Raw genomic sequence first — 23809 nt, forward strand, 5'->3', positions numbered from 1 at the left:
CGCAACACCCGCGGCGTTCCGCAGAAGTCGAGGCGTTTCGTCTTCGTGCGCCAGAGCGCCCTCCGCTCAACGACCAGCGGCAGGCTGGGCCCCCGGTCGAAACGAAACGCCTCAACCCGGCAGGCGACTCGTGCCGCGGCATCCATCCCCGCATCTGAGTTCCTGCGAGTCGGGGCACAGGGGTCCCGAACGAGCTGGGCGGTCACGCGGACCTCGCGCGTCTCAATTCGTTGAGCAGGAGCCGGTTGGGCTCTCGCCATCGTCGTTGCGGGTCGACCCAGCCAGGTGGTCGCACTTGAGGCATGCCGTCGACCATGCGGATCTCCCACCCGCTGGTCTCGATGCCGTGATGGTGGTGCCAGCAGAGCAGGACGCCGTTGTCGACGGAGGTCGGCCCGCCCTTCGCCCAGTCGTTGACATGGTGCACCTCGCACCAGGCGGCGGGTACGGTGCAGCCCGGGATGACGCAGCCACCGTCGCGGGCGCCGATCGCCTTGCGCTGCCAGTGGTTGAACACGCGGTCTTCGACACGGAGCGCCTTGATCGCGCCGTTCGCTGCAAGAGTCACGCGGTGGATCGTTCCGTGGCAGCCGACGTGCCGGGCGAACGACGCCGGAACCGGCGCCGGCCCGGCGGCGCTCTCGACGAACGCGACACCGTTCGGCGCGGCCAGGTCTTCCTCGGTCGTCGTGACGATCAGGGTTGGAGCGGCACCGCCCAACGTGGGAGTCTCGGCCGCGCCGGCTGCAGCAGACAGGATGGACGCGAACGCATCGTGCCGCTTCTGGTCGATGGTGCGCGGATCCGGCACGCAGTCGTCCGGCGCGCCTTCAGCCTCAGCATCCACGAACCGCGGCCCACGGTCCTGCACGCGCGGGTTGAGGTGCGCGTCCAGGAGCCGGTCGAACTGCGCCGCGACGTCTTCCGTGACGTCGCCGTAGATCCGCCGCAGCCCACGTCGCGACCGTCGGCTGACGCGGATCCCCCGCATCCGCTCCGAGTACGCCTCGTCGGGGAGCGCGCCATCCGGGTCGAGGAACAACGCCCACGTGGTCGCCATGACCTTCAATTCATGGATGCCGCACGCCGGCGCCCCGGCATCGCCCACTGCCGCCAACACGAGCTCGAACTCGGCAGCCTCGAGCTCGTCGACCGAGCACCGCCCCTGCAGCGGCCGCAGTGCGTCGACGATCGTGGTCAGCGCATCGGCACTCAGTCGCCCCGCCGCGAGCGCCGCACGCGCATGCTCGAGCGGTGCCGGCGCGTCTGCCCGGTCAGCGTCACGCGGCCGGTGATCGCCTTCGCATCCCGCAGCCGTGCCCGCACCGTCGCTGCTGACACGAGCGTCGTCCGCTCCACGAGTTCCTGCGCCGACCCGCACCCGAACTGCGCAGTGATGACATCGCCTCCGAACTCGGAGTCGGCGCGTCGCCCGACCTCACCGGCGAGCGCGAGGCGCGCAGCATCCGTGATCCGTCCGAGCCGTTCGACGACACCCAGCGCATCGACCAGCTCGCGGTGCGACATGGCCCGTTGCGCCTCGCCACCGAGCGCCGAGCTGAGGGTGTCGCCGAGCAGATCGGCGATGCCCCTGAGGTCGGCGAGCGGGAAGTTCATACCCCCAGTCTGGCGAGGGGTTCCGACATCGGGACCACCTCAAAAGACCCGATCAGCACCGCTTCTGTGGATAACCTCGAATCAGCCGACGAAACCCCCACCTCGGGAGGAATCGCGGCCCAGCGCCGCTATGCCGCGATCACCCGAGACCTTCCGCTCGACCACCGCCTGCTCGGTCTTCCGCCCGAGCGCTGCACGATCCTGCGAGCGCGGCGTCGCGCGACGGAGCGCCTGTCCTTCCGCGCCGCCGGCGGGGACTTCGACACCGATGCGCGCCTCGACACCACCGAGTATGCAGCGCACGGCGGCGTCTTCCCGCTCACGATCGCGGGCGTCGGGGTCGTAGGTACGGTCGGGGTCTCAGGCCTGCCGCAGGCCGACGACCATGCGTTCGTCGTCGAACAGCTGCGCGCGTGGATCGCAGACATCTCGCCTTCGGACTCGTAGCGAGCGAGTTCAGGCGGCGCCTTGCTGCGAGACTTCCACGTCTCTCGAGGGTGTCGGGTGGAGGGCGACAAGCCCTCGGTTGCAGAGCACGATGATGGTGTGGTCTTCGGCGATCTCGAGGTCGCGAACCGGGGAGTGCAGAGCGAGAACGTCTGGCTCCGGTGAGAGGTCGTGCCACACGCGCACCGAGCCGTCGACACCGCCGGACACGACGAGCGTCGCCTCGGGGAGGGCGCGAAGCACGGTCACGGCCTCGCTCTGGACTCCGCTGAGCGCCGCGATCCGCTCGGGGGCGAAAGGATCGTCGGTCGGCGCAGACACCTCGATGACATCACCCGACGCATCCAGCACCACCGTCCGTCCGCCGAGCATGGTGGCTGTCGCGGCTTCGGAGGAACTGAACTCGTCGTTCAGGCATCGCGCGGTGCCCTGGTCGAGGTCGACCAGCACAGCTGCCTTCCACGTGTCGCCGACAACGAATACGAGCTGCGGAGGGCCACCCGGAACGCGACGGAATCCGCCTTGGAGCTCTGGCACCTCATCCGATCCCCAGACGGAAGCGCCTTCTCGACGGAGGGTGAGGACCTCGGGCGTCGGGTGCTCTTCCCCCAAGCCCCAGGTCACGACCTGCGACTCGTCCTCGTATGTCTGTGCGACCAATCGGCCGTCGCCCAAGTACGGGCTCGTCACCCCGGCGAGGCCGGAAAGGCGTTGGTCAGCCACCAGCCTGCCGGTTTCCACCGACCAGGCGCGGACCAGCCCGATGGTTTCGCCCTCCTCGATCAGCGCTACTGCCACAACCTCCTCGTCGGAGCGTCCGACGACGACGTCGACGACCGCGCGCTCAGCGAGATCCGTGCCCAGCATCCGCGCGGCTCCGGTGCGCACGTTCCTCACGGCAACGTCTTGTCCCACACCCCAGGTCAGTACGCCGTGGTCCCCGGAGGGGCTCTCGACTGTCCACATCACCTCCGGAAGGGCGCCGAGCGCGCCGACGTCGCCCGACACCGGCACGCCTTCCGGGGTCAGTTGCCACCCGTGCACTCCGCCTCCGGCACCACGATCGGACGCGACGACCAGATGCCGGCCGCCACTGTCGACGAAGCGCACCGTGGAGACCGGCGGGCCGCTGGACTGCAGCTCGTGCAGCTCCCCGCCATCATCGACCAGTACGACTCTGCCGTCGTAACCCCCGGCTGCCAGCCACAGCCGGGACTGAATCGTCGTGGCGTCGACCGTGGTCACCCCCGCCCGCAGGGCCAGGATCCTGAAGTCGTCGTCGTCCTCGTCGACGAGCGGCGGGTCGGCCGCGGGTTCCGACACGACGTCCTCGTCCTGGTCGCCGATCCCGATCGATTCTCGCTCCCTCGCCTCGCGTCGACGTCGCCGCTCCATCTCCTGTGCAGCTTTGAGCGTCCTCATGTCGGAACCGGTCGTGGTGGTGGTGATCAGCCCGCCGTCGAACGCCTCCACGTATGTTCCGGACTCCGGCGGTGAAGCCACCACGCGGCTGGACGGGTTCGCTGCGCCGTCACGCCACCAGCCCAGGGTCCCGTCGGCGAACCCGACCGTCAGCACGGCGCCACCCTCGGATGTGGCGATGCGGCGAGCTTCGTTGACCCACGTCGCATCGTCCATCCCGCTGGAGGAGGACTGAGAGATCTCGAAGTCCGGGTTGACCGTCAGCCAGGAGACACCGCCGTCGGCCCCGGCGGTCACGACCTCGTCCCCGGCGAGCTGGACCGAGAGCACGGGCCCCTCGTGAACCTGCCAGGTCGCGAGCTCCTCTTCGAGGTGGTCGAGGTGGCGCAACTGCACAACGCCGTCGTGGAAGCCGACAGCCACCGTGGCGACGCCCTCGAAGAGAGAGACAGCGGCGGCGGTGACGCTCACCCCTTCGAACGATAGCGAGGCGACCACCTCAGGCGTAATGGTGTCGCGACCCGCGACGAGCAGGTCGACCACGTAGATCGTGTCCTGACGCCCGGTCACGACCACCGACCGCCCTCCTATCGTCGCGGCAGCCAGGAATGGAGAGCCGTAGTGCCCGGGCATCGCCAGCTCAGGACCGCGCGGGGCATAGCCGTCGGCATCCCAGATCCGGATCGTGCCGTCGAGCGCGCAGACCGCGAGGCATGAACGACGATCTATTACAACCGGCGCGACCGCGGCCACACCACCCGCCGCTCCGGCGAGGTAGTGGCTGCGGACGGTCGAGGTGGGGGTGGCCCACAGAACCCGCAGTGGAACCTTCGGCCCGAGACGATCGATGCGCTCTACAAGCTCCCGGGGACCGATCAGGTGGGCGGCCAGTGCCAAGTGGTTGAGGTTGTCGTCGACCGAAGGCCCCAATTCGGGCAGTGCGGCGAGGTAGGCCGGCACGATGGACAGGGACTCCTCGTCTGACGCTGCGCGCAGCACGCGGGCGAGCTGATCGGAGTCCGCGCTGGCGAGGAACAACGGATCGGACACGAGCTCACCCAGCAACCCTGCCTCCGCGGCGTGGGTCGGCAGGTGGGCGAGGGCGTACGGTCGCGCGCGGGTCCAGTCATGGAGTCCATCCAGCCGACGCGGCACCTCGTCGATGAGATGGCGCGCGAACCGCCGCCATATCTCGGGCTCTCTGGATACCCGCCGCAGATGCTCGACCAGGGTCTGGTGGTACAGCCGGTAGACCGCCCTGTCGTGCTGGATGAGTTCCTGGACCAGGTAGGCGGCGGCATGCTCGAGCAGCCACTCGACGTCCCGCGCCTCGTAGCGCCGCCCGCTGAGCGCCGAAGCCAGGCTCGGCCAGAGGTCATCGTCGGTCGCCAGACCCGTGCCCTGCGCGTACGCCAGCGGCATCAGCAAGTCCTGCACCTGACGACGCCGGTCGCCGAACCGGTCCAGATAGTCGTGCCAGCCATCGGCGACGCTCTCCGCGAAGCGTGACTCCCATCCGTCGACATGGAGGTCGACGCGGCCCTCGACCGCCAAGGCACTCGTCGACAGTTGGGCGAGCAGGAACGAGGGGTAGGAGCGCGCGGCGATGACCTCTGCGACCTGCCTGGCGGGCTCCCCAGCTCCTTCATACGCGGCCCCGCCGCTGGTGAGCCGACTGTGGACGTAGTCGACCAGGTCGGCGCGGTTCAGATAGGGTTCGACGTCCAAGTCGAGCACGACGGTACGGGCACCCAACTGGTGACGGAGCTCCTCCTCGTACCCGAGGCGGGTGCCCACGAGTACCTTGACCTGGCATTCCGCTCCCACGGCCGCGGTCCGCCGGAGCAGGGTCGCCGCCTCCATAGGTTCTGCGGACTCATCGAGCGCATCGACCAACACGGTCAACGGGCGTCCCCGCGAAACGAGATCGTCGACCCAGGTCTCGGACGACGACGGCGGCATCCCGATAGCCGATGCGATCGCGGTAACGATGTCGGCGGCGCTCTTTCCGCGGGCGTGGACCGCAACATCGATGAACGGCGCCGGTTCGTCTGGACGATTGGGCAGCAGCGGACGGACCAGCGGGTCGGCCAACACCGCGAGCCGGGCGAGAACCGCCGACTTGCCTGAACCAGGTCCGCCGGTCACTGCGCGCACCCGACCGTCGGCTGGGCCGTTCGCGAGCCAGTCGGACAGCTCCTTCATCGCCTGTCGCCGACCGGTGAAGAACGAGCCGCGGCTGCTGTGCCGCTCGACGCCGCGGGACCGCGGCGACCAGTGACTGACGAACTCGTTGGGCGAATACATCGACCAGTGGCGTACGACATCGTCCAGAGCCGGCCAGTAACGACTGAGCCTGCTCACCGGGATCATCCAGGCGGCGCGGTTCTCCCGATCCTTGTCGGCGCCCACGATGATGCCCACCACGGCACCCAGCTCCTCGTCGAAGACCGGGGAACCGCTGAAGCCACGGGCAACGAGTGTGCCCGTCCGGACAGAGAGCTCGACCCAGTCCCCGCCACCCCCCGCTGGTCTGCGGATCGTCCCCGATGCGCTCAGGCCCTCGTCGTACCCGCGCGGGAAGCCGAGCACGTCGAAGTCATGGCCGAGCACGCCTTCGGAGCGGCGGACGGGTGCCGGCTGTGAACCCGCAGGTGCCGGCTCTGACAGCGCAAGCACCGCAACGTCGGCTCGGCCGTCTTCGGCGACATCCGCCCAGGCCTCGACCGTCGCTTCGACGGGCGCGGATTCGGAGCGCACGAAGTCGACCCGCACGACGTCGGCCGGCGCCTGCACGGCGGGGTCATCCACGCCGAGCGCCTCTCGGACCACGTGAGCGCATGTGACCACGTGGCGCTCGTCGACGAGGACGCCACCACCCATCGGCGAGCCGGTCGAATCGAGCAGCCGGACCTGCCACGGCCGGGCCTCAGGTGTCGGCATCGTCCTGTCCCTTGGCCGGCTTGGTCCAGCTCAGCTTCACGGTCAGATGCCCCTCCGCGCCGGTCTGGGCGATGACGACTCCCGCTGCGGCGCTGAGCTTGATGCCGAACTCCAGGTCGACCGAGTCCGGTGGCCGCGGCAGGCTCCGGAACCTCTCCAGCACGCCGGTCGTGAACTCCTCCACCTTGCCGAGCGCGGCCCCGACGTCGACGGCGCTGTGTAAGAGCTCGCCGCCGCGGGATGCCCGCGCGACCCCGACGTCGTCGTCCTTGACCTCGACGTAGACCTCGCCTTCGCCACCGACCATGGCGAATCCCACAACCTCGGCCATGCCGTCTCCTTCGCGCTCCACGAAGCTAGGCACTCATCGTCCCGCGTTCCGCGCATTTGCGCCATGGACATCGGGCACCCCGCTGCGGTCCTATCGCCCTGCTGGCCAAGAGGTCGCGCGGCATCTGGAGATACATCCACGCGCCCCGACGGGCCCTCCCGCGCGCACCTCCGCACGGCTCACCGTCGCGGCGTCGGTGACTCGCAGCATCGATCTTCTGACTCAGTCGTCGAAGATCCCCACCGACTCCGACAACCGTGTGACCTCGTCCGCGCTGAGCTCGAGCTCCGACGCCTGAGCCGAGTCGATGATGGATGCCGCGCGCCGCGCACCCGGAATCGGGATGACGTGCGATCCCAGCGCCAGCTCCCACGCGAGCACCGCCTGCTGCGGGCTGACGCCGTGCGCCTCGCCCACCTCGCGGAACATTGAGAACCGATCGCCGACCCGGCGTGCTCCCCCGCCGGTGCCGCCCAGCGGACTCCACGGCAGGAACGCGATGTCGCGCTCTCCGCAGAAGCGCAGCTCGTCGATGCTTCCCGGATGCTTCGGCGAGAACTCGTTCTGCACGCTGGCGAGGTTGCCCTCGCCGAGCACGTCGATCGCGATCTGGATCTCTTCGACGCTCGCGTTCGAGATGCCGACCGCGCGCACGAGGCCGTCGCCCTGCAGTGCCTTCAAACCCGCGATGATGTCGCCGTACACGAGCGAGCGGTCGGGGCGGTGGTACTGGTACAGCTCGATCTGGTCGACGCCGAGGATGCCGAGCGACTTCTCGACCGCCGAGCGCAGGTACGCCTCCGACCCGTCGCGCACCTTGGCGCCACCTTCGCCCAGCTTGATGCCGCCCTTCGTCGCGACAAAGATGCTCGACGCGTCGCCGTCCCAGGTGCGCAGCGCCTCCGCGACGATGCGCTCGTTGTGCCCCATCTCCTCGCCGTCCGGGGCGTAGATGTCGGCGGTGTCGATGAGGGTGACGCCGGCGTCGAGCGCGGCGTGCACGGTGGCCACGGCATCCTCGAACGACGGATATTCCTTGTCGTTGTTCATCGACAGCGGCATGGCTCCGAGCCCGATCGCCGAAACCTGTCGTCCCGCCAGCGTGCGCTGCTTCATCGCATTTCCTTCTCGCATGCGCCCAGCCTGCCAGGGCTGTGCGACACGAAGCAGGGACTGGACAACCCTGCGCCGAGGCCGTAAAGCCCGGGCTACGGCATCCGTTCGAAGATCTCCCGGGCGCGCAGCGAGCGCGTGCGGGTGACCGGATGAGTGGCCAGGACGATCTTGCCGCGCGAGTGCAGCTTGGCCAGGTCTTCGAAGGCATCCGCGATGTCCTCGATGGGGTAGAGGCCCGACACAAGTAGGCGGAACGCTCCCACGCCGGCCAGGTCGACCACGCGTTGCAGCACCTGCGTCGCATGCGAGACGGACTCGGCGTCGTCGCGGAGCAGCCGCAGCTCGAGCTCCCGCCTGTCCGCGCTGGAGCGATAGCGCTCGGGAGGAACCTCGAGGGCTTCCGCGACCTCGCGGCCGTCCTTGCCGTAGTTGTCGATGTAGGCGGTGACCGGTCCGCCCGCGACCCGCTGGATCCGCTCCGCCATCCCCTCGCCGTACTTCACGGGGGTGATGTGCAACTGCCGCAGGTAGTCGAAGTTGCGCTCGCCGCACGTGCCGATTACGCGGGCGCCGCGGTGCTTCGCCACCTGCGCCTCGATGCTGCCGACGCCGCCCGCCGCCGCGGAGACGACCACCGTGTCGGAGGAGCCGATGCGAAGGTCATCGAGGGTCTCCAACGCGGTGGCTCCGGCCAGGAAGAGACCGCCGGCGACCTCCCATTCGATGCTCCGGTGCTTGCCCACGAGCTGGTCGGCCGGCACGATGACGTGGCTCGCGTGGGCGCCGGTCCTGGTGTGCCCGACGACGCTCGCGCCGACTCGCAGCCTGGTCACGCCCGGGCCACAGCCCCGGACGATGCCCGCGAAGTCGCTGCCGGAGAACCGCGGCCACGGGTCGTCGTGCCAGGTGTTTTCTTTGCCGTTGCGCAGGAAGGCGTCCATGTGGTTGATCGCCGTCGAGATCACTTCGACCAGCACCTCGCCCGGCCCTGGAGCAGGCAGCGGGTATTGATGGCGGTGGAGGACGTCGGCGTCGCCGTAATCGGCGTAGCGGTAGGCGAATGCCTCAATCGGTGCTCGCATGGCGATTCCTCCTCCAGTTCCCCTCGAGGCCGGCGCTGGCCTCGAAGAACTATTCCGTCGGAACAGCCGGCACGGATGCACCCCCGGTCGCTGAGCGAGCGAAGCGAGACGAAACGCGCCGAGCCGAAGCGCAACGCCGACCCGCGGCATCCCATCCGATTCCGGTTGCTGCACTCGTCGCGCTCGAGCTCGCGACTGTCTACGGGAACCCGATGTCCGAATCCGGATGCCGGATGAGAAAGCCCTGCGCACGATCGCAGCCCAGCTGCACCGCGATGTCGAGATGGGTGAGAGTCTCGACCCCTTCGGCGACCACTCGCAGCCCGTGTGCGTGCGCGATCTCCACTTTGTCGCGCAGTGAGACCAACGCGGGTCCCCCTGTCGACCGCACCAGGTCCCCTGGAAGCTTCACTTCGGCGAGCGGCACACCCTCAAGTCCATCCAGCGAGGACGCGTTGACGCCGTATCCCGCCAGGGAGATCTCCACTCCGACCTCGCGGAGCATGTGCAGTTGCGGCAGCACGACGGGCTCACCGACCGACTCGACGTCCTGCGTCAGTTCGAGAACGAGCGACCCAGGCGGGAACGCGCGTTGCTCGAACTCGGTGGCGACATCATGGGCGAAGGAATCGTCCTCGAACTGCAGCGGCGAGACGTTGACGGCGACGGCCCAGTCGCGGCCTGTCTCGCGCCACCCGGCGAGCGCGTCGAGGCACTCATCGAGCATCCTTCGGCCGAGCGCATGGATCACGCCGCTGCGTTCCGCGACACCGATCATCGTCAAGGGATCGATGTCGCCGAGCCGTGGATGCCGCCAGCGGCATAGTGCCTCGGCGGCGACGATCGACCCGCTCTCCAAAGACACCTGCGGTTGATAGACGGCGAAGATGTCGGCCCCGCCGACGGCGATCGCCAGCTCGTCGGCGAGGTCGTCGGTCGTGGGCATTGGTCAAGTTCACCCCGTCCGGCCATGCCGTTGCAAACCGGCGATGCGAGGGTCGGCTATCGGCTACAGTCCGCCCCCGCAGCGCCGTCTGCCTACTCGGGGTAGACGGCGTCGACCTCCACCTCGACCAGCCATCCGTTCACGGGCAGGTTCTCGACCTCGATCGTGAACCGGGACGGACGCGCGGGGTTCACAACCTCCGGCGCGCCGGCCACGGATCCCAGCTGCACCTGCATGGTCTCGCCGGTGGCCAGGTTCGTGTTCGCGAAGAACTGCCGGTAGCCGCGGTTCCAGCCGGCGAAATCCGCCGCCTGGTCGCCGGCGGGGTTCTGCAGGAACACTCGCATCGAGGTCACGTCCTCGTAGGACAGGCCCGCCTTCTTCAGGTTCTCACCGATCCTCATCAGAGCGTTGATCGACTGCGCCTCGGTGATCGTGACACCCGCAGGCAGTGCGCCGCCGGGGAAAACGTCGGTAGGAATGTAGCGAGCCTCGGCCGAGATACCCGGCGTGGTGTTGAGAGCGGAGGGCCCGAGGCCCGAGGACTTGTACCAGGCGACGTTCTTGCCGAGGGCCACCCCATCGGCGATCGACGGGGTGTCACCGGTGACGAAGGGGACGGCCTCCGTGGGCTTCGGGCGGAACAGCGCGTCAGCGGCAACCGCGGTGCTCGGGACGGCGATTCCAGCGGTGATGGCGACGGCGAGCGCGATCTTGTAGCGGGTCTTCATGGGTCTCCTCGTTCCGGGCGAGACACCAGCCGTGCTGGTGCATGCGTCATGGCGCATGAAGCCTCCCATTCGAATGTTTCCCGTTGAGGTCATCGCTGAGTCCCGGCTGTGACGCGAACTGAGCTCTCCGGGCTGCCTGGTGACATTCCGGACTCAAACGGGTTTACATCCCCGCAAAGCGGAGGAAATATGGTCGATTTCCCGCACTGGCATATTGCCCATATGTGCGCGTGACGCACTGATCATGCCTCGCGGGCGGCGGTCGCCTCGCAGGGTGATGCGTTGAGATCGAGAGGGTTAATACGTGGCAACTCAAACACCCGCGAGCGTTTCGCGCCGCAGCTTCCTTCATGCTGTGGGCGCAGGCTCCACCGCCGGCGTGCTCTTCGCGACGATGGGAGCACTCGGCCTCGCGCCGACCGAGGCGGACGCCGCCTCACTGTCGTGGACGCCGCCCAGCGGCAGCGATTTCTCCCTCACGGGACGCTCTTCGAAGAAGGTCGTCATCGTCGGCGGCGGCCCCGCAGGCCTTGCATCCGCGTACGAACTGCAGAAGGCGGGCTACCACGTCACGGTTCTCGAGGCGCGCCACCGTGCCGGCGGCCGAACCCTCACCATCCGGCCAGGTGACAAGGAGACCGACCTCGACGGCCACACCCAGACCGCGAAGTGGGACAACGGCGTCTACATGAATGCCGGCGCCGGACGCATCGCGCAGTGGATGGTCACCATGGACTACCTCCGCGAGCTCGGTGTGCCGTACGAGGTCTTCACCAACGCGAACGCCGACGCCTACCTCTACAACGAGAACTCCGGTTCGACGCCGGGAAATCCGACCCGCTACCGCACCGCCAAAGCCGACTGGTTCGGCTACACCTCCGAGCTCCTCAGGCATGCCACGGATCAGGGTGCGCTCGACCAGAAGCTCACGGCGACCGACAAAGAGCGGCTGCGCGACTTCCTCAGCCGGTGGGGCTCGCTGCAGGCCGACGGCACGTACAAGGGCGGCTCCAACCGCGGCTATTCCGTCTACCCGTCCGCCTGGAACGAGCACGGGACTCCACTTCCCGGCCCCGGCACGATATCCGAGGTTCTCGGAACGAGGATGGGCAACTACTTCCCGTTCGAGATCAACTGGGAGCAGGCGATGCTGATGTTCCAGCCCAAGGGAGGCATGGACACGATCTACGACTACTTCGTGAAGGCGATAGGCCGGCAGAACGTGCACCTGCAGTCTCCGGTCACCGGCATCGAGAACACGCCGTCGGGCGTGTCCGTGACGTACAGCCCGCCCAACGGGCCCGCACGCGTCATCGATGCCGACTTCGCGATCGTCACCGCGCCGGCGCATCTCATGCGCAAGTGGAGCACGAATTGGGGAACCGAGATCGACGCTGCGCTCGGCGAGTTCTCGGCGGCGTCGCCGGCGGGCAAGATCGGCCTGCAGTACCGCTCGCGGTGGTGGGAGAACGATCACCGCATCTACGGCGGGATCACCGAGACCGACATGGACCTGCAGCACATCTGGTACCCGTCGTCCGGGTACGGCGAGAAGAAGGGCCTCGTCGTCGGCTACTACAACACCGGCAACGCCGCTCGCACCTACGCAGCGCTGAGCCCGCGCGACCGCGAGGCCCGCGCGGTGGCACAGGGTGTGAAGATCCACGGCGAGAAGTACCGCACCGAGCTCGAGCAGTCGTTCTCCATCGCGTGGCACCGGGTGCCCTACATCGAGGGCGCGTGGGCGTTCCCGAACACCGCCTCAGCGGGGTTCAAGAAGCTCCAGACCGGCTCCGGCAACGTGTACTTCGCCGGCGACTGGATGTCGGAGATCTCCGCGTGGCAGCACGGAGCATTCTGGTCGGCGCGTTACGCCGTGCAGGCCCTTCACGCCCGGGTCATGGCGGGCTGAGAGCACCCGAGTGCGCCAGTGGGGACTCGACGTTCGATCATCCGAGTCCCCACTGAGCGTCCTCAGCCGGAGGACTGAGCGGCGGTAGCAACCCGCGCGACGGGGTTCCGATGCTGAGGCGCTTCTGCCGCGGTCGTTGAGCGAGCGAGCGCCAGCGAGCGAGACGAAACGCCCCGAGCCCACGATCAACCCTCAGGCCGCAGCATCCCATCCGATTTGCCACCCACACCGAAGACCTTTCACAGCGCGGCAGATCGCCGCTGAGAAAGAGAGGTCTCCCATGGGCTCGTCACCGAACCGCATCGTCGCCACGGTCTTCGGCGCCGTCTATCTGCTCGTCGGCCTGCTCGGGTTCGCGTTCACGGGTGGTGTCAGCTTCATCGCCACCGAGGGCGGACTGCTGCTGGGCATCTTCGAGGTGAACCCGCTGCACAACATCGCGCACCTCCTGATCGGTGGAGCGCTGCTCATCGCCGGTCTGCGCGGAGTCCGCCCCGCGAAGATCGTGAACATCACCGTCGGCGCGGCGTACCTGCTCCTCGGCGTGGTGGGCTTCTTCCTCGTCGGAACCGCGGCGAACATCCTCGCGCTGAACACCCCCGACCACTTCCTGCACCTCGCCAGCGCTCTCGTCCTGCTCGGTGTCGGCCTGGGCGCCGAGCGGTCGTCGCGGGTCGCGACCGCGTGATCGTGCGGCGCGAGGCACCCACGACGGAGCGCGGCATCGACCGCGCGCCGTCGTGGGTGCCCGTTGCCGCGTGGGGTCTCGGCCTGGTCAGTGCGGCGCTCGGCGCCACCGCCATCGTGGCGATCCAGGCCGACACCTTCTCGCGAGTGCTCGGCGTGCTCTCCGTCGTCCTGGGCCTCGGCGCCCTGGCGTGGGGGGCTGCGAGCCTCGCCCTCGAGCGCACGCCGGCACCGCGGGGGGCGGTTGCCGGCGTGTCCGTGGGGGCGCTCGTGGCGCTGGCGTTGCTCGCAACCGCGCCGGGCCGAGCGAGCGTCCTCGCGATCGCTTTGGTGATCGCCCTCGGAGTTGTCGTGGCCTGCGGGATCCTGCGCGGCCGCCGGCGTCCTTCGAGGCGAACGAGCCTCTGGGGCATGATCGCTGCGGCCGCTGTCGTGACAGTGCTCGTCGTTCCCGCGCTCGGCGCGTGCCAGGGGGCCGCACTCCTCGACGCCGACGGCACCGTGCTCCCGGTCGTCACCCACGACGGACATTGACGGATGCCGCAGCCGCCGCCCCTTCGCGGCACGCGGTCGCGTTACCCGTCGTCACCATAAGACACGCTCAGCAACTCACGGGCGGCCCCTGCGATTCGAGTTCAGTGTGGGCTCATGGCGGCGATCGGGGCGGTTTCCGCTTGCGGTCATGGGTGTGTTCTCGGCCCCTCAGCCCGTCGCTCACGTCATACGACCGGTAGTTCATCTCGGCCGGCTGCGACGACGCCTGAACGTGATGGCGGTAGCCACGCCAAGCTCTCGCGACCTGTATCAGCGCGGCCGCTTGCGGCTCCTCGCAGTATCACGTCTAAGAACCACGGGCACGGTGTCCCCGGTGCACCCAGACGCTAGGGCGAAGACGCCCTGTTGCGCTTACGCGAAAAGCTTCGGCCGTGGCTCTGCTCCCGAGATCGGAGACGCAGATGACGCACGAACAAGCATCACGGATTCGCTCATTCGTGGTGCTGGACGGGTCGACGCCGCCACGATTCTGGATCGTCCCTGACGGTGACTCAGCGATCGGCAGGTCCGCTACCTGCGATCTCGTCATCGCCGACGCGGATGTGAGCAGACTCCATGCCGTCGTACACAACACCTTGGACGGTGTGTGGCTGGAGGACGCCGATTCCGCGAACGGAACCGCGGTGAACGGCGCCCACATCGTCGCGCCGCGGCGCCTTTCACCGGATGACAGCATCCGCGTGGGCACGACCACAATCCTCGCGAGCACTCGAGGCGCCGAAGCATCCCGGCAGGTATCACCGGGCGACGCTAACGGTGGAACGGGCAAGCCCTGGTATGTGCGAGGCAAGTCGCTGATCATCGGAGCCGGCGCCATCGCCGGGTCGATCACCGCCGTGATCGTCCTGGGGACCACGCTCATGCCTCCCGATGTCGAGGATTTCGGCGAGATCTCGATCGAGGACCTCGGCGACACGCGCCTCAGTGAATTCTCCACCGACCGACTGGGGTCGACGGTGGAGTTGAGTCCCGGCCCGACGGCATTCGGCGATCAACCGATGTTCGCTCTCGCGGCGGCGACATCCGCACCAGCTGACCATTCCGGTCCCACTGACACGTCGGAACTCGCGCCAGAGCCAGAACCGACCGATCTCCGGTCGTCTCCGACCCCTCAGCCGACCCTTGTGCGTACGCCGGGCCCGGGGGTCGTCCCCACGCTCCCACCTGAGGACAACACAAGCTCGGACGATGACGAAGACAGCACAGATGTGCCCGCCCCAGAGAGCGTGCCCAGCATCCCACCCGACGACACGCTCCTGCGCGACGAGGACAAGAACGTCACACGGGAGCCCGTCCCCATCGTGACCGCCGAGCCGGGCGAAGTACCTACCCAACCGGCCACCACCGAGGAGACCACCTTCCTCGAGGCCATGAGCTGGGTCGAGCCGGTGTCGACGACCGAGGGGTCCGATTTCATGGGTTCCACATTGGCCGTTGGGATCGCGGTGGAGGGGCTCGCCGACGAAGACCTCATCATCACCTGGTACTTGGCTGGGGAGAGCGTGCCTGAGGTCTGGCGCGAAGAGAAGCTCGCTTACACCCTGCACGCGACGACGGATCGGGACCGCGGGAGTGTGACGATCTGGGTGCCGGACCTGATCTCCCCCGCCCCCTACCAGGCGAATGTGAGGCTTGCCCATGGCGACGGAACCACAATCGACGAGCGATCGCTGGTCTTTCCTGCGGAGGGCTGAGCCTGCGTAGGCGACCCATGACGGCGCATTTCCGCCTCATCGCTCCGGGGTAGCGGACGGGTCGACGCGGCAACTGCTACGTCCGGGTCGCGTCACAACTTGTCACTTTCGGACGCGCTCCGACTCTCACAGGCGATCCATGCGCTGCGCGCATACCGTGGTGTCATCGCGGCGATCCGGGCGGTCCCGGGCTCCGGTTCATACCCGGCAGCGTTGCGGGTTCGACTCCCGCCGTCGCGTCTAATTCGTACGGGTCGCGATCCCAGTGTTCCCAAGGATCGCAGGTCGCGTTGCCTACCTGTGACATGGGTTTGCCCACACTTTGCCCACACTTTCAGGGCGTGAGGCAGCGTGTGATGTCTCAGGACATCGGTGGCACCTCGCATGTCGCGGCATCGGCGACCAGTCCGAGCTTCGTGGACGGCCCGACGACGGCTACGGCCGCGGGCGGCGAGCTCGACGCCTAGGACGAGAACTCACCACTCGCCGATCACTGCGAAAACATGCCCGTTCCGTGAGAAGCGAATCTCACGCCCAACGACCTCACACCGTCCGCCTTCCGGGCGCCAGAGCCGGAAAACCTCGGAGATCTCATCCAGCAGGTCGGATTCGTTCCTCAGGTCGTCGTAGAGCCAAGCGGGGCCGTAGCGCCCCGTGCTGTCGACGCGACCGTTCTGTCTGATCGTGAATGCCACAGCCCGATCACCGCGCGGAGTTGCAAGTGCGCGCAGCCGTTCGACGTCCCAGTCGTCGTATGGTCCGATTTCCCGCGGGCCGACGTAACTCATAACCATCAGGCCGCCGCCTTGCTGGTGAGGTGGTGGCCTTGGCAACGCGGGCACTCATACGAGCGCACCTCTCGCCGTCGCGTGGGGAGCATGGCCTCCTCCGCGCGCTGGCGGAGTGTGGCGACATTGTGGAGGGCTGAAACCGCTTCACGGTGGTCGCGGAAGCGGACCTTTCCGCAACGGTGCGGCGAGGGCTGGGACACGTGGATCACATCCGTTCTACTTGTTGGTTGGCAATTCAGTTGTCGTCCTGCGAAAGCGTTCGGTGCGTCCACCGGGGTCGCCGATAGAACGCAAGAAAGCCCCGCACATTGGCGGGGCGGGTAGGACTCCTCGGTCGGAGCTCCCTGGCAGCATCTCTGGAGCGCGTGTGGGGCGCGCACCTAAGAGGAGATGCTGGGACAGAACTTTCCGCATGAAGGCAAGGGGCGTCACTAGCCCCCTGGCCCTGGTACTCGAAATGTCTTCTCTTAGGAGGTCCACAACCCCGGTCGCGTGGACATACGGCCCGGGTTTGAGAGGAATTATACCAACTGTCGCTAGTCCCGCCTAACAACCACCAGGGTGCAGACGGAGTCCAGTGAAGGTCTCTCGCTCTCGATCGGGCCGGACGACAGCCGCGACGTGGCGTGGCGACCAACGCCCCCGTTCTGGCGAGCAATAGGTCGCAGCCTTCTTTTCGAACAGTGCATTGCAAGGCGACTGGGCCGAACTGCAACCAGCGGCGAAGCCGATCTTCAGCGCGCGATCGCCGCGCTCCGCGCCTCGTTCAGCGCCACCGACACCGTGTCCAGGTCGTCGTCGAACAGGTCGGCGTAGACGTCCAGCGTCATTGCCGCGGAGGCGTGGCCCAGCATCCGCTGTATAGCCTTCACGTTCGCTCCCGAGCTGATCGCCAGCGAGGCGGCGGTGTGCCGCAGGTCGTGCACCGTCATGCGCTCGAGGCCCGCGGCATCCAGTGCTGTCATGAACCACGACCGCGAACTGCCTGAGGAACGCGGACGACCCAAGTACTCGTGCCCAGCGCCGAACAGCAGCCCGTCGCGCCCCTTACCCTCGCAGAGCTTCGCGATGGGCAGCGCGAGGAATTCCGGGTAGGGCACCGACCTCAGCTCGTGCGTCTTGGGCGAGCCGACGTGGATCTCCGCGCCGACGCGCACGGCGTTCTCGTTCACGGCGAGACGCCGGCGCAGCGCATCGACGTCGCGGATGCGAAGCGCCGTCAGCTCTCCCCAGCGCAGCCCTGTGTAGGCGGCGAGGTACACGAGTGTCGAGTACTCACCGGCCGCGACCGCGAGCCGCTCCACTTCCTCATGGCTGAGGTACTGATGCGCCTTGCGGTGCTTGCGCGGCAGGTTGTCGACCCCGCGCGCCGGGTTGTGGGAGATTCGACGGTCCCTGACCGCGATGTCGAGGACGGATGCCAGCACCCCGTGCGCCCGGATCACAACGGTCGCGCTCTTCTTGCGGGTGGCCTGGCCGCGAGTGCGGACGCTGTCGCGCCGATTCGTCTTCGCCGTGCCGGCGGCGAGCTGCGAGACCCAGGTGCGGACGTCGCTGTGTGTGATCGCCGACACGGGCGTCGCGCCCCACCGGGGCATGACATAGACGCGCCACGCATCCTCGATCGCGCGATAGCTCGAAGGCTTCAGCCGCGCTCGCTTGGCCTCGAGCCATCCCGGACCAAGTTCCGCGATCGTGGTGCGGGCTCGAGACGGCTCGATGTACTCGCCCGTCGCTTTCGACACCTCGATCGTGGCGAGGAAGAGATCCGCCTCTCGCTTCGTGCGGAAGCCGCGCTTGTCCGTCTGCCGGTGGTCGGGCGTGCGGTAGCGCACGCGGTACCGCTTGCCGCGCGCAGTCTCGTACGCCTCAATCGTTCCCATGAGACGCCTCCCCGTCCGGCTGGTCCCGCTCCGCAAGCTCGCGCTCGACCAACGCCCGCACATCCTCCCTGGAGAGGTTGTTTCGCTGGAACATGGCATCGAGATCCTCCTCGATGTGAGTGCTCCAGAACGGCTTGATGGATTCGGCAACCCGGCGAACCGACGCACTGTGCTCAGTGCTCGTCATGTACCCGGCACCGCGAGCCCGCTGGATCCAGTTCGTCGCCGTGCGCTGCTTCAGGCCGATCGACTCCGCAACGGCCAACGCGGGATTCTCCCCCGAGATCTCGGCGATGCGGTAGATCAGCGCGGTCAGAAGCAGCGCGTCATCGTCGCTCGGGGCGAACTCAGGAAAGCTCCGCAGCCCCCCGCGCTCGCGAAGATTCCGAAGCTGCGCGAGTTGGAACGCCCACTCCGGCACGGCGGCCAGGATCCCGAGCTTCGTAATCGCGTGCACGCGCACCGTTCGCAGGAAGGCGCCGGACACCTCAAGGTCGGCATCCAATCGGTCGATACCGAACGCAGCGACCTCGAACCAGCCTTTGGACTGCGAGTACTCGAGCCGGAAGGTCACGCGGATTTCCTGGCCGGGTTCGAGCGCAGCAGCGTCCTCGCTCCGCAGATCGAGGTCTCCGCGCACCACAGGCCGCACAGCAATCCCCGGCGGAACGAGGATGCCTTTGCCGGATGCCTTGACGGCGTTCTTCTCCATGCGCACATGATGCCACAAGATGCGTGCTATTGACATGGGTACGCAATCGGTCTAGCTTGTGCGTATCGGTGACACAGTGACGCAAGGAGATTGACATGGATGCCGATGATGAGTGGCTCACACTCCCGCAGGCCGCGACGCTCATGTTCATGACGAAAGCCGCCCTCGCACAGCTTCGGTACCGAGGCGTCGGCCCGCAGTTCTACCGGCTGTCGAGGAAGACGATTCTCTACAAGAGGTCCGAGGTGGTCGACTGGATGGAGAGTCGCGCCTGTACGCGGACGGACGACGTGCTGGCGCCCAGATAGTCCGCGACGCACGCGACGCGATCGCGACATGTCATCTCCATGCGACGGGCGCTCGATTACCGCGAGGGGGCGGCCTCGAGCGCAGCGCGGACCGCGTCCGCAGCATCCCGCGGACCAACCCGGATGATCCCCTGATGCCCGAGTGCGACTCGCCACTCCGCATCAGACGGGATACGCGCGAAGGACACCTTCCCGGCGCTCGTGTGCACCCCCAGGCGACCGAAGAGCTCGACGGCGTCACCGTCGATCATGCCTGCCTCAGCCATTCCCCAGAGGTCGTACAAGTCGCGCGGTGCACCGCGATCGCTCCATGCGGACAGCTTCGACGCGACGAACGCTGCACGGGTGAGCACTCTCAGCTCGGCAGGCGGCGCGTCGCTGTACCTCTGATCGATCTCGACCACCTCGGTCGGCCACGGGGGATACCCCTCCGCCGAGAGCAGCTGGATCTGCACCCGGACGTCGCCGACCTGCATCACGGTTGGCTCAGAGTGCCGCGCCTGTCGGAGTCGGGGTGTGAAGGTGACCGCGCCGAGCGTCCGCTGCAGTTGCCGCCCGATCTCCGACTCGAGTCGATCGCCGATCTCCCGGCGGTCTCCTACGGCGATGAGGTCGATGTCCTCAGAGAGACGGAGGTCGGTGAGGTGGGTTCGTGAGAGCGCGGTCCCACCGAAGAAGACGATGTCGTCAGTCCCCATCTTCGCGATCGCGGAGAGCGCATGGGAGATGACGTGGTCGCGGGCGACCTGCTCGGCACCGACTCCAAACCTGGCTTCGACCTTCCGACGTTCACTCGGGTCGAGCACCCCTGGTATGGGCCGCTCGCGCCTCGCGTCATCGCGGGGTGACACTTCGCTCCTTCAGTTCGGCGATCATCTCTCGCACGGCATTGTTTGCCCGGCCGGCGGTTTCCGCCACGCGCGCGAGTTCATCGAATTGAACGCGAGCTGCCAGATTGGTGGCGGCAGCGGCCGCTTCATCGGGCACTCCGCCTTGAGCCGGCCGCATCAGGAGGTCGTAGAGCGTTTGGGGCGGCGTGGTGACGAGCCCCGGGCCCAGTGCCGTGCGGTCGAGGACGAGGTCGAGTCGATCGAGGTCGCGCCCGACGAGGTGCACGATGCCGCCGGCGTCGAGGGTGACCGGCACGTAGTTGCGGCCCTCGACAGCGACAGTCGTGACGCCGATCGCACGCGGAATCGCCGCCCAGTGACGGGCCGCGCCGATCCCGGTGAGTGCGACGTTTCGATGGCCGAACCGCGCCGCCGCCACAGCGAGACCTGCTGGTTCGAGCGGCGGCATCCAGGTGCGGCCGTCCTCACCATCGGGGGGAGCGGTGTAGATGCCGTGGGTCAAACGGGCGAGCGCGCCGCGCTCGACGAGCTGATTCACCACGCGCCATGGGAGGGCGGTGAAACCATCGAGATCCTTGAGCCGCGCAGTGCGCAAAGGGGCTCGTTCGACGGCTCGCAGCAGATCGACGTCCTCAGCCACTGCATTCACCTCCAGAGCGGGACCACATAGAAATATACTCCGTGCGTCTATTTCTGTGTGGTGATTGGGCAGCGCGCTACGTGGCGACGAGGTTCGCGCTTAGAACCCCAGCCCGCCACGGGTCGCCGCGGGGTGCACCGTCGGTCCTGTCCAGTCGGGTGCCACGACGCGCCGCGCGGCCCGGCTGAGGTCGATCTGAGCGGCTCGGCGCGAGTCCTCGATCGTCGGCTCCGGGATGCCGCGACGCATCGCGACCGCAAGCTCAGCGCGCGTAGCATCCGCGGATCCGGCGACCACGATCGCCTCGTTCCATCGACGCCCGCGCGTGAGGCCGACATAGAGGCCGGCGGCGTCGACTCCTGGACCGACGATTGACGCGTCGACCGTCTCACCCTGGATGCCGTGAACGGTCGAGGCGTAGGCGAGATGCGCGTGCTCGGCCGCGTACTCGGTGCGGATCGTGCGCCGCTCCGTCGAGTCGGCGAGGTTCGTGAGCGCGATCCGATCATCGTCGATGCCGGTAATGGTCCACGTTGCACGGTTCTGCACGTCGGTGGCGCGATCGTTGCGCCGCGTCTGGATGATGTCGCCGACGAGCATTCGCTGCCCGCCACGGCCGAGCGCGACAGCATCCGTTCCGAGTTCCCCAGCCTCGAGCCGGCGCTGCTGGATCGCCTCGCTGATCGCGTCGGCGTCGTCGTTCGTTGCGACGACGAGCGCGACACGTTCGCCCCGACCGACCCGGTCGAACCACACGCCGACCATCGCATCGTGCGCGGCATCCGTGCTTGCGACTCGTGCCACGTGACCGCGGGCCTGGAGCTCCTCCGCAACCGCAAGCGCGTCGGCGGATGTCGACACGTCGCGCAGCCGCAGCGTGAGATCGCCGTACGCCGGATCAGCGAAGCGATGCACGGAGCGGAGCTCGACCACCTGGTTCGCGTGGCGCGTGAGCAACGCCATCGCTCCGGCATGGCCGACCGGTGCGGCCTGGCGGGGATCGCCGATCATCGCGATTCCCGCGCCCGTCTCCTCGAGCACGGCTCCGAAGGCGTCCGCGGACTGCAGGTCGACCATGCCGGCCTCGTCGACGACCACGCGATCGCCGCGGCGCAGCACGAAACGCTGCGGTCCGAGATAGGGGCGGCCGGTCGCGTCGTCGATCGCCCCAAGGGTCAGGCGGGACCACACTTGGCCGCCCGCCGCGTCGTCGCCCCAGCGCCATCCGTAGTCCGCGAGCAGTGCGTGCAGACTCGAGGCCGCGGCGCCCACTTCGCGCTCGGCGACGACGGCGGCCTTCTTCGTGGGTGCAACGAAGACCACGGCTCGGCGTTGCAGGGCGAGCGCGTCGCGTGCGACGCGAAGCAGCGTCGTCTTTCCCGATCCGGCCGGGCCGGTGATCGAGACGAGTCGGCCGGTGCCGGCAATAGCGGACGCCGCGGCCAGTTGCGCCTCGTCGAGCATGCTGCCCTGCCGGCGCGCGAGCTCGCGCATCTGCTCTTGTTGCGGCAGCGCGCCGGGCGCGGCGAGGCGTGCGAAGCGGTTGCCGACGCGGAGCTTGAGCAGCACGGTCTGCGACGCCATGAGCGCCTTGATGTGCGGTGGCTTGCTCGAATCGTCGGGCACGAGGTCGAGCGTGTCGTCGAGTGCGCGCGCGATCACGTCGTCGATCAGTTCGTCGAGCGTCGCGCGATCGGCGCTCACCCCGCTTCGCGAGACGGCGCGGATGGCTCCCGCGCGGATGTCCCATGACGAGAAGCGGCCGCTGCTCGAGACCGATCGAGCATCGGCATCCACGATCGCCATCTGCACGAGCAGGTCACGGTCGAGATCGGCGAGCGACGTCGGCTCGAGCCGGGCAGGGCTGCGGTGTCCGAGCAGGAGCGGGTCGATGTCGGCGAGCTCGGCGCGCACCCGCCGTTGCCACTCGGCTTCGTCGAGGTGCGCCGGCTTGCCCGGGCGTCCCTGCGCCCACGCGAGCTCGTCGATGTGGTGCAGGTCTTCGGCGCGCGGCTCGCGACCGGGGTGCTCGCCTCGCCAGGCTGCGATCAGGCGCGCCCGGTTGGTCTCGATCTTGTTCGAGCGGCGTGACAGCGGACGGACGATGTGCGCGAGCTGCCCGATCTCGCCGTCCTCGTCGAGCGTGTAACCGTGGGCCGCGAGAGCGGCGATCCATTGCGGGTCTGTGCGCGCAGCGAGCTCACCCTCGGCGTTGACCACGGTGTGGAACTTCATCGCCACCCGCGAGTCGAGGCTCGACCACTTGCCGTCGACGCCCTGGACCTTCATGCTCAGCCACAGGTGCCGGTGGATGTGCGGGTCGAGCGCACGCGACCGGCGGTGCCGCAGCTCGACGACCTCGAGCCTGGCGATGTCTTCGCGGATGCTGCCGCCATGCCCGCGGCGAGCGTTGAGTTCGCGCTGCCAGAGCGTGATGGTCCGGTCGCGCATGCGGTCTTGCAGGGTTTCGAACTCGGCGGCGAGCTCCGGGTCGAGCAAGGCGGCGATGCTGTAAGACTTCGGGAAGTTGATGGTGCCGTCAAGCATTAGGTCCGAGTTCTCGGCGCGGTGCACCAGTCCGCGCGGCTCGCCGGTGGCGGGATTCTCCCCTTGGATCCAGCGGCGCAGCGCGGGAGCGTCGAGTTCATCGCGGGCAATCGCGCCAGCGACGACGGTGTAGCGGGTGACGGTCGCCTCGTCGCGACCTCCGTAGCGCGCGGCCGCCGCAGCGCCCAGGGGTTCGCGGTGATGCGCGTCACAGGTTCCGTCGAACGCGTACGAGATGGCATTACGGATGCCGCGGGAGTCCACTCCCCGCTTCCAGCTCCGCAGGCCTCCCCGCATGACGACAGAATACATGCGTAGCTGTGTCACCACCAGGCATGGTGCCTACGTGCATTGCTTTTCTTGGTCTTCGTCTTGGCTCGGTTCCAGTCGAGCTGCCGGTGTCTTCGCGGCAGAAGCTTCAGCGTGAGCCGGAGACGGTCGGCGTGCGTTTGAGGCGCCTTGGCGGGCATGTTCATCGGGCGGGCTATTCGGGCGGAACCCTCGCCTCAACCGGCCGGTTGCCCAGAGGCAAGCTTCGCGTCGAATGGACGAGACGACCACCACGCCACCCTCGCACCTCAAAACGACTGCCCG

General features: G+C 68.0%; 21 protein-coding genes and 1 tRNA gene. 8 read left to right on the forward strand and 14 right to left on the reverse strand.

The window, feature by feature from the left end; translation table 11 throughout:
- Window positions 1-202 precede the first annotated feature (202 nt).
- Entirely contained in the window at window positions 203-1216 is a 1014-nt protein-coding gene (locus B1729_RS10305; protein WP_239539594.1) for an HNH endonuclease signature motif containing protein, read from the reverse strand.
- Window positions 1213-1617, reverse strand: a complete 405-nt coding sequence (locus B1729_RS20740) for a hypothetical protein (RefSeq protein ID WP_239539587.1) — start codon at window positions 1615-1617, stop codon at window positions 1213-1215. The genes B1729_RS10305 and B1729_RS20740 overlap by 4 nt, the downstream gene beginning before the upstream one ends.
- Before the next feature lie 66 nt (window positions 1618-1683).
- Between B1729_RS20740 and B1729_RS20745 the strand changes: the two genes are divergently transcribed.
- Complete coding sequence (locus B1729_RS20745) at window positions 1684-2064, forward strand: heme-binding protein (RefSeq protein WP_239525886.1); 381 nt, start codon at window positions 1684-1686, stop codon at window positions 2062-2064.
- Window positions 2065-2073: 9 nt separating this feature from the next.
- Here the strand turns inward: B1729_RS20745 and B1729_RS10315 are convergent, their stop codons facing one another.
- The 6 genes from B1729_RS10315 to B1729_RS10340 all read right to left on the reverse strand — a co-directional run bounded on the left by B1729_RS10315 (window position 2074) and on the right by B1729_RS10340 (window position 10635).
- The gene (locus tag B1729_RS10315) at window positions 2074-6429 is read right to left on the reverse strand and encodes a trypsin-like peptidase domain-containing protein (RefSeq protein ID WP_163632588.1); all 4356 of its coding nucleotides are present in this window, start codon (window positions 6427-6429) and stop codon (window positions 2074-2076) included.
- Window positions 6416-6760 carry a CU044_2847 family protein gene (locus tag B1729_RS10320; RefSeq protein ID WP_163617973.1) on the reverse strand — a complete coding sequence of 115 codons (345 nt, stop codon included), beginning with the start codon at window positions 6758-6760 and terminating at the stop codon, window positions 6416-6418. Before B1729_RS10320 ends, B1729_RS10315 begins: the two co-directional genes overlap by 14 nt.
- Window positions 6761-6982: 222 nt before the next feature.
- Complete coding sequence (locus tag B1729_RS10325) at window positions 6983-7876, reverse strand: aldo/keto reductase (protein ID WP_163632590.1); 894 nt, start codon at window positions 7874-7876, stop codon at window positions 6983-6985.
- 92 nt (window positions 7877-7968) lie between these two features.
- On the reverse strand, window positions 7969-8958 hold the full coding sequence (locus B1729_RS10330) for an NADP-dependent oxidoreductase (protein WP_163632592.1): 990 nt from the start codon (window positions 8956-8958) through the stop codon (window positions 7969-7971).
- Between the two features lie 199 nt (window positions 8959-9157).
- Window positions 9158-9904 (reverse strand): EAL domain-containing protein, encoded by a 747-nt coding sequence (locus B1729_RS10335; protein WP_163632594.1) that lies wholly within the window; start codon window positions 9902-9904, stop codon window positions 9158-9160.
- A 92-nt stretch (window positions 9905-9996) separates the two neighbouring features.
- Window positions 9997-10635, reverse strand: a complete 639-nt coding sequence (locus B1729_RS10340; RefSeq protein WP_163618002.1) for a Rid family hydrolase — start codon at window positions 10633-10635, stop codon at window positions 9997-9999.
- A 304-nt stretch (window positions 10636-10939) separates the two neighbouring features.
- Here B1729_RS10340 and B1729_RS10345 point away from each other — a divergent pair, with 304 nt between their 5' ends.
- The 5 genes from B1729_RS10345 (at window position 10940) to B1729_RS10365 (ending at window position 15723) form a co-directional block, all read left to right on the forward strand.
- Window positions 10940-12547: an FAD-dependent oxidoreductase gene (locus tag B1729_RS10345; protein ID WP_239539588.1), complete on the forward strand. Its 1608-nt coding sequence runs from the start codon at window positions 10940-10942 to the stop codon at window positions 12545-12547.
- A gap of 280 nt (window positions 12548-12827) precedes the next feature.
- Window positions 12828-13235 carry a DUF4383 domain-containing protein gene (locus B1729_RS10350; protein WP_163618003.1) on the forward strand — a complete coding sequence of 136 codons (408 nt, stop codon included), beginning with the start codon at window positions 12828-12830 and terminating at the stop codon, window positions 13233-13235.
- Window positions 13236-13237: 2 nt separating this feature from the next.
- Window positions 13238-13768, forward strand: coding sequence for a hypothetical protein (locus B1729_RS10355; protein WP_163632596.1), 531 nt, complete (start codon window positions 13238-13240; stop codon window positions 13766-13768).
- A 392-nt stretch (window positions 13769-14160) separates the two neighbouring features.
- The gene (locus B1729_RS10360) at window positions 14161-15483 is read left to right on the forward strand and encodes an FHA domain-containing protein (protein ID WP_163632598.1); all 1323 of its coding nucleotides are present in this window, start codon (window positions 14161-14163) and stop codon (window positions 15481-15483) included.
- Window positions 15484-15650: 167 nt separating this feature from the next.
- A tRNA-Met gene (locus tag B1729_RS10365) sits at window positions 15651-15723 on the forward strand.
- Window positions 15724-15959: 236 nt separating this feature from the next.
- On the opposite strand, the gene B1729_RS10370 is transcribed toward B1729_RS10365, so the two are convergent.
- The 3 genes from B1729_RS10370 to B1729_RS10380 form a co-directional block, all read right to left on the reverse strand.
- Window positions 15960-16277 carry a hypothetical protein gene (locus B1729_RS10370; protein ID WP_163632599.1) on the reverse strand — a complete coding sequence of 106 codons (318 nt, stop codon included), beginning with the start codon at window positions 16275-16277 and terminating at the stop codon, window positions 15960-15962.
- A 731-nt stretch (window positions 16278-17008) separates the two neighbouring features.
- Entirely contained in the window at window positions 17009-18157 is a 1149-nt protein-coding gene (locus B1729_RS10375; protein WP_163632601.1) for a site-specific integrase, read from the reverse strand.
- The gene (locus tag B1729_RS10380; protein ID WP_163632604.1) at window positions 18144-18869 is read right to left on the reverse strand and encodes a hypothetical protein; all 726 of its coding nucleotides are present in this window, start codon (window positions 18867-18869) and stop codon (window positions 18144-18146) included. Before B1729_RS10380 ends, B1729_RS10375 begins: the two co-directional genes overlap by 14 nt.
- A gap of 95 nt (window positions 18870-18964) precedes the next feature.
- On the opposite strand from B1729_RS10380, the gene B1729_RS10385 reads away from it, so the two are divergent.
- Window positions 18965-19177 (forward strand): helix-turn-helix domain-containing protein, encoded by a 213-nt coding sequence (locus tag B1729_RS10385; RefSeq protein ID WP_163632606.1) that lies wholly within the window; start codon window positions 18965-18967, stop codon window positions 19175-19177.
- Window positions 19178-19233: 56 nt separating this feature from the next.
- Here B1729_RS10385 and B1729_RS10390 read toward each other — a convergent pair whose 3' ends face one another.
- The gene (locus B1729_RS10390; protein ID WP_163632608.1) at window positions 19234-19875 is read right to left on the reverse strand and encodes a nucleotidyl transferase AbiEii/AbiGii toxin family protein; all 642 of its coding nucleotides are present in this window, start codon (window positions 19873-19875) and stop codon (window positions 19234-19236) included.
- 21 nt (window positions 19876-19896) lie between these two features.
- Between B1729_RS10390 and B1729_RS20870 the strand changes: the two genes are divergently transcribed.
- Window positions 19897-20025 carry a hypothetical protein gene (locus B1729_RS20870; protein ID WP_275575842.1) on the forward strand — a complete coding sequence of 43 codons (129 nt, stop codon included), beginning with the start codon at window positions 19897-19899 and terminating at the stop codon, window positions 20023-20025.
- On the opposite strand, the gene B1729_RS10395 is transcribed toward B1729_RS20870, so the two are convergent.
- Together B1729_RS10395 and B1729_RS10400 are read right to left on the reverse strand one after the other, a co-directional pair.
- A complete protein-coding gene (locus B1729_RS10395; protein WP_163632610.1) occupies window positions 20012-20668 on the reverse strand; it encodes a hypothetical protein in 657 nt (218 codons plus the stop codon). The genes B1729_RS20870 and B1729_RS10395 overlap by 14 nt on opposite strands.
- Before the next feature lie 99 nt (window positions 20669-20767).
- Window positions 20768-23527 (reverse strand): AAA family ATPase, encoded by a 2760-nt coding sequence (locus B1729_RS10400; RefSeq protein WP_163632612.1) that lies wholly within the window; start codon window positions 23525-23527, stop codon window positions 20768-20770.
- Window positions 23528-23809 lie beyond the last annotated feature (282 nt).

This window comes from Microbacterium sp. B35-04, from assembly GCF_010634885.1.
Classification (GTDB): Bacteria; Actinomycetota; Actinomycetes; order Actinomycetales; family Microbacteriaceae; genus Microbacterium.

Coding starts and splice junctions, on each gene's coding strand:
- B1729_RS10390 (WP_163632608.1), bottom strand. CDS start 19,875: ATGGGGACTGACGACATCGTCTTCTTCGGTGGGACCGCGCTCTCACGA.
- B1729_RS10330 (WP_163632592.1), bottom strand. CDS start 8,958: ATGCGAGCACCGATTGAGGCATTCGCCTACCGCTACGCCGATTACGGC.
- B1729_RS10350 (WP_163618003.1), top strand. CDS start 12,828: ATGGGCTCGTCACCGAACCGCATCGTCGCCACGGTCTTCGGCGCCGTC.
- B1729_RS10340 (WP_163618002.1), bottom strand. CDS start 10,635: ATGAAGACCCGCTACAAGATCGCGCTCGCCGTCGCCATCACCGCTGGA.
- B1729_RS10315 (WP_163632588.1), bottom strand. CDS start 6,429: ATGCCGACACCTGAGGCCCGGCCGTGGCAGGTCCGGCTGCTCGATTCG.
- B1729_RS10370 (WP_163632599.1), bottom strand. CDS start 16,277: ATGGTTATGAGTTACGTCGGCCCGCGGGAAATCGGACCATACGACGAC.
- B1729_RS10380 (WP_163632604.1), bottom strand. CDS start 18,869: ATGGAGAAGAACGCCGTCAAGGCATCCGGCAAAGGCATCCTCGTTCCG.
- B1729_RS10400 (WP_163632612.1), bottom strand. CDS start 23,527: ATGTATTCTGTCGTCATGCGGGGAGGCCTGCGGAGCTGGAAGCGGGGA.
- B1729_RS10320 (WP_163617973.1), bottom strand. CDS start 6,760: ATGGCCGAGGTTGTGGGATTCGCCATGGTCGGTGGCGAAGGCGAGGTC.
- B1729_RS10335 (WP_163632594.1), bottom strand. CDS start 9,904: ATGCCCACGACCGACGACCTCGCCGACGAGCTGGCGATCGCCGTCGGC.
- B1729_RS20740 (WP_239539587.1), bottom strand. CDS start 1,617: ATGAACTTCCCGCTCGCCGACCTCAGGGGCATCGCCGATCTGCTCGGC.
- B1729_RS10375 (WP_163632601.1), bottom strand. CDS start 18,157: ATGGGAACGATTGAGGCGTACGAGACTGCGCGCGGCAAGCGGTACCGC.
- B1729_RS10325 (WP_163632590.1), bottom strand. CDS start 7,876: ATGAAGCAGCGCACGCTGGCGGGACGACAGGTTTCGGCGATCGGGCTC.
- B1729_RS20870 (WP_275575842.1), top strand. CDS start 19,897: ATGGGAGATGACGTGGTCGCGGGCGACCTGCTCGGCACCGACTCCAAA.
- B1729_RS10385 (WP_163632606.1), top strand. CDS start 18,965: ATGGATGCCGATGATGAGTGGCTCACACTCCCGCAGGCCGCGACGCTC.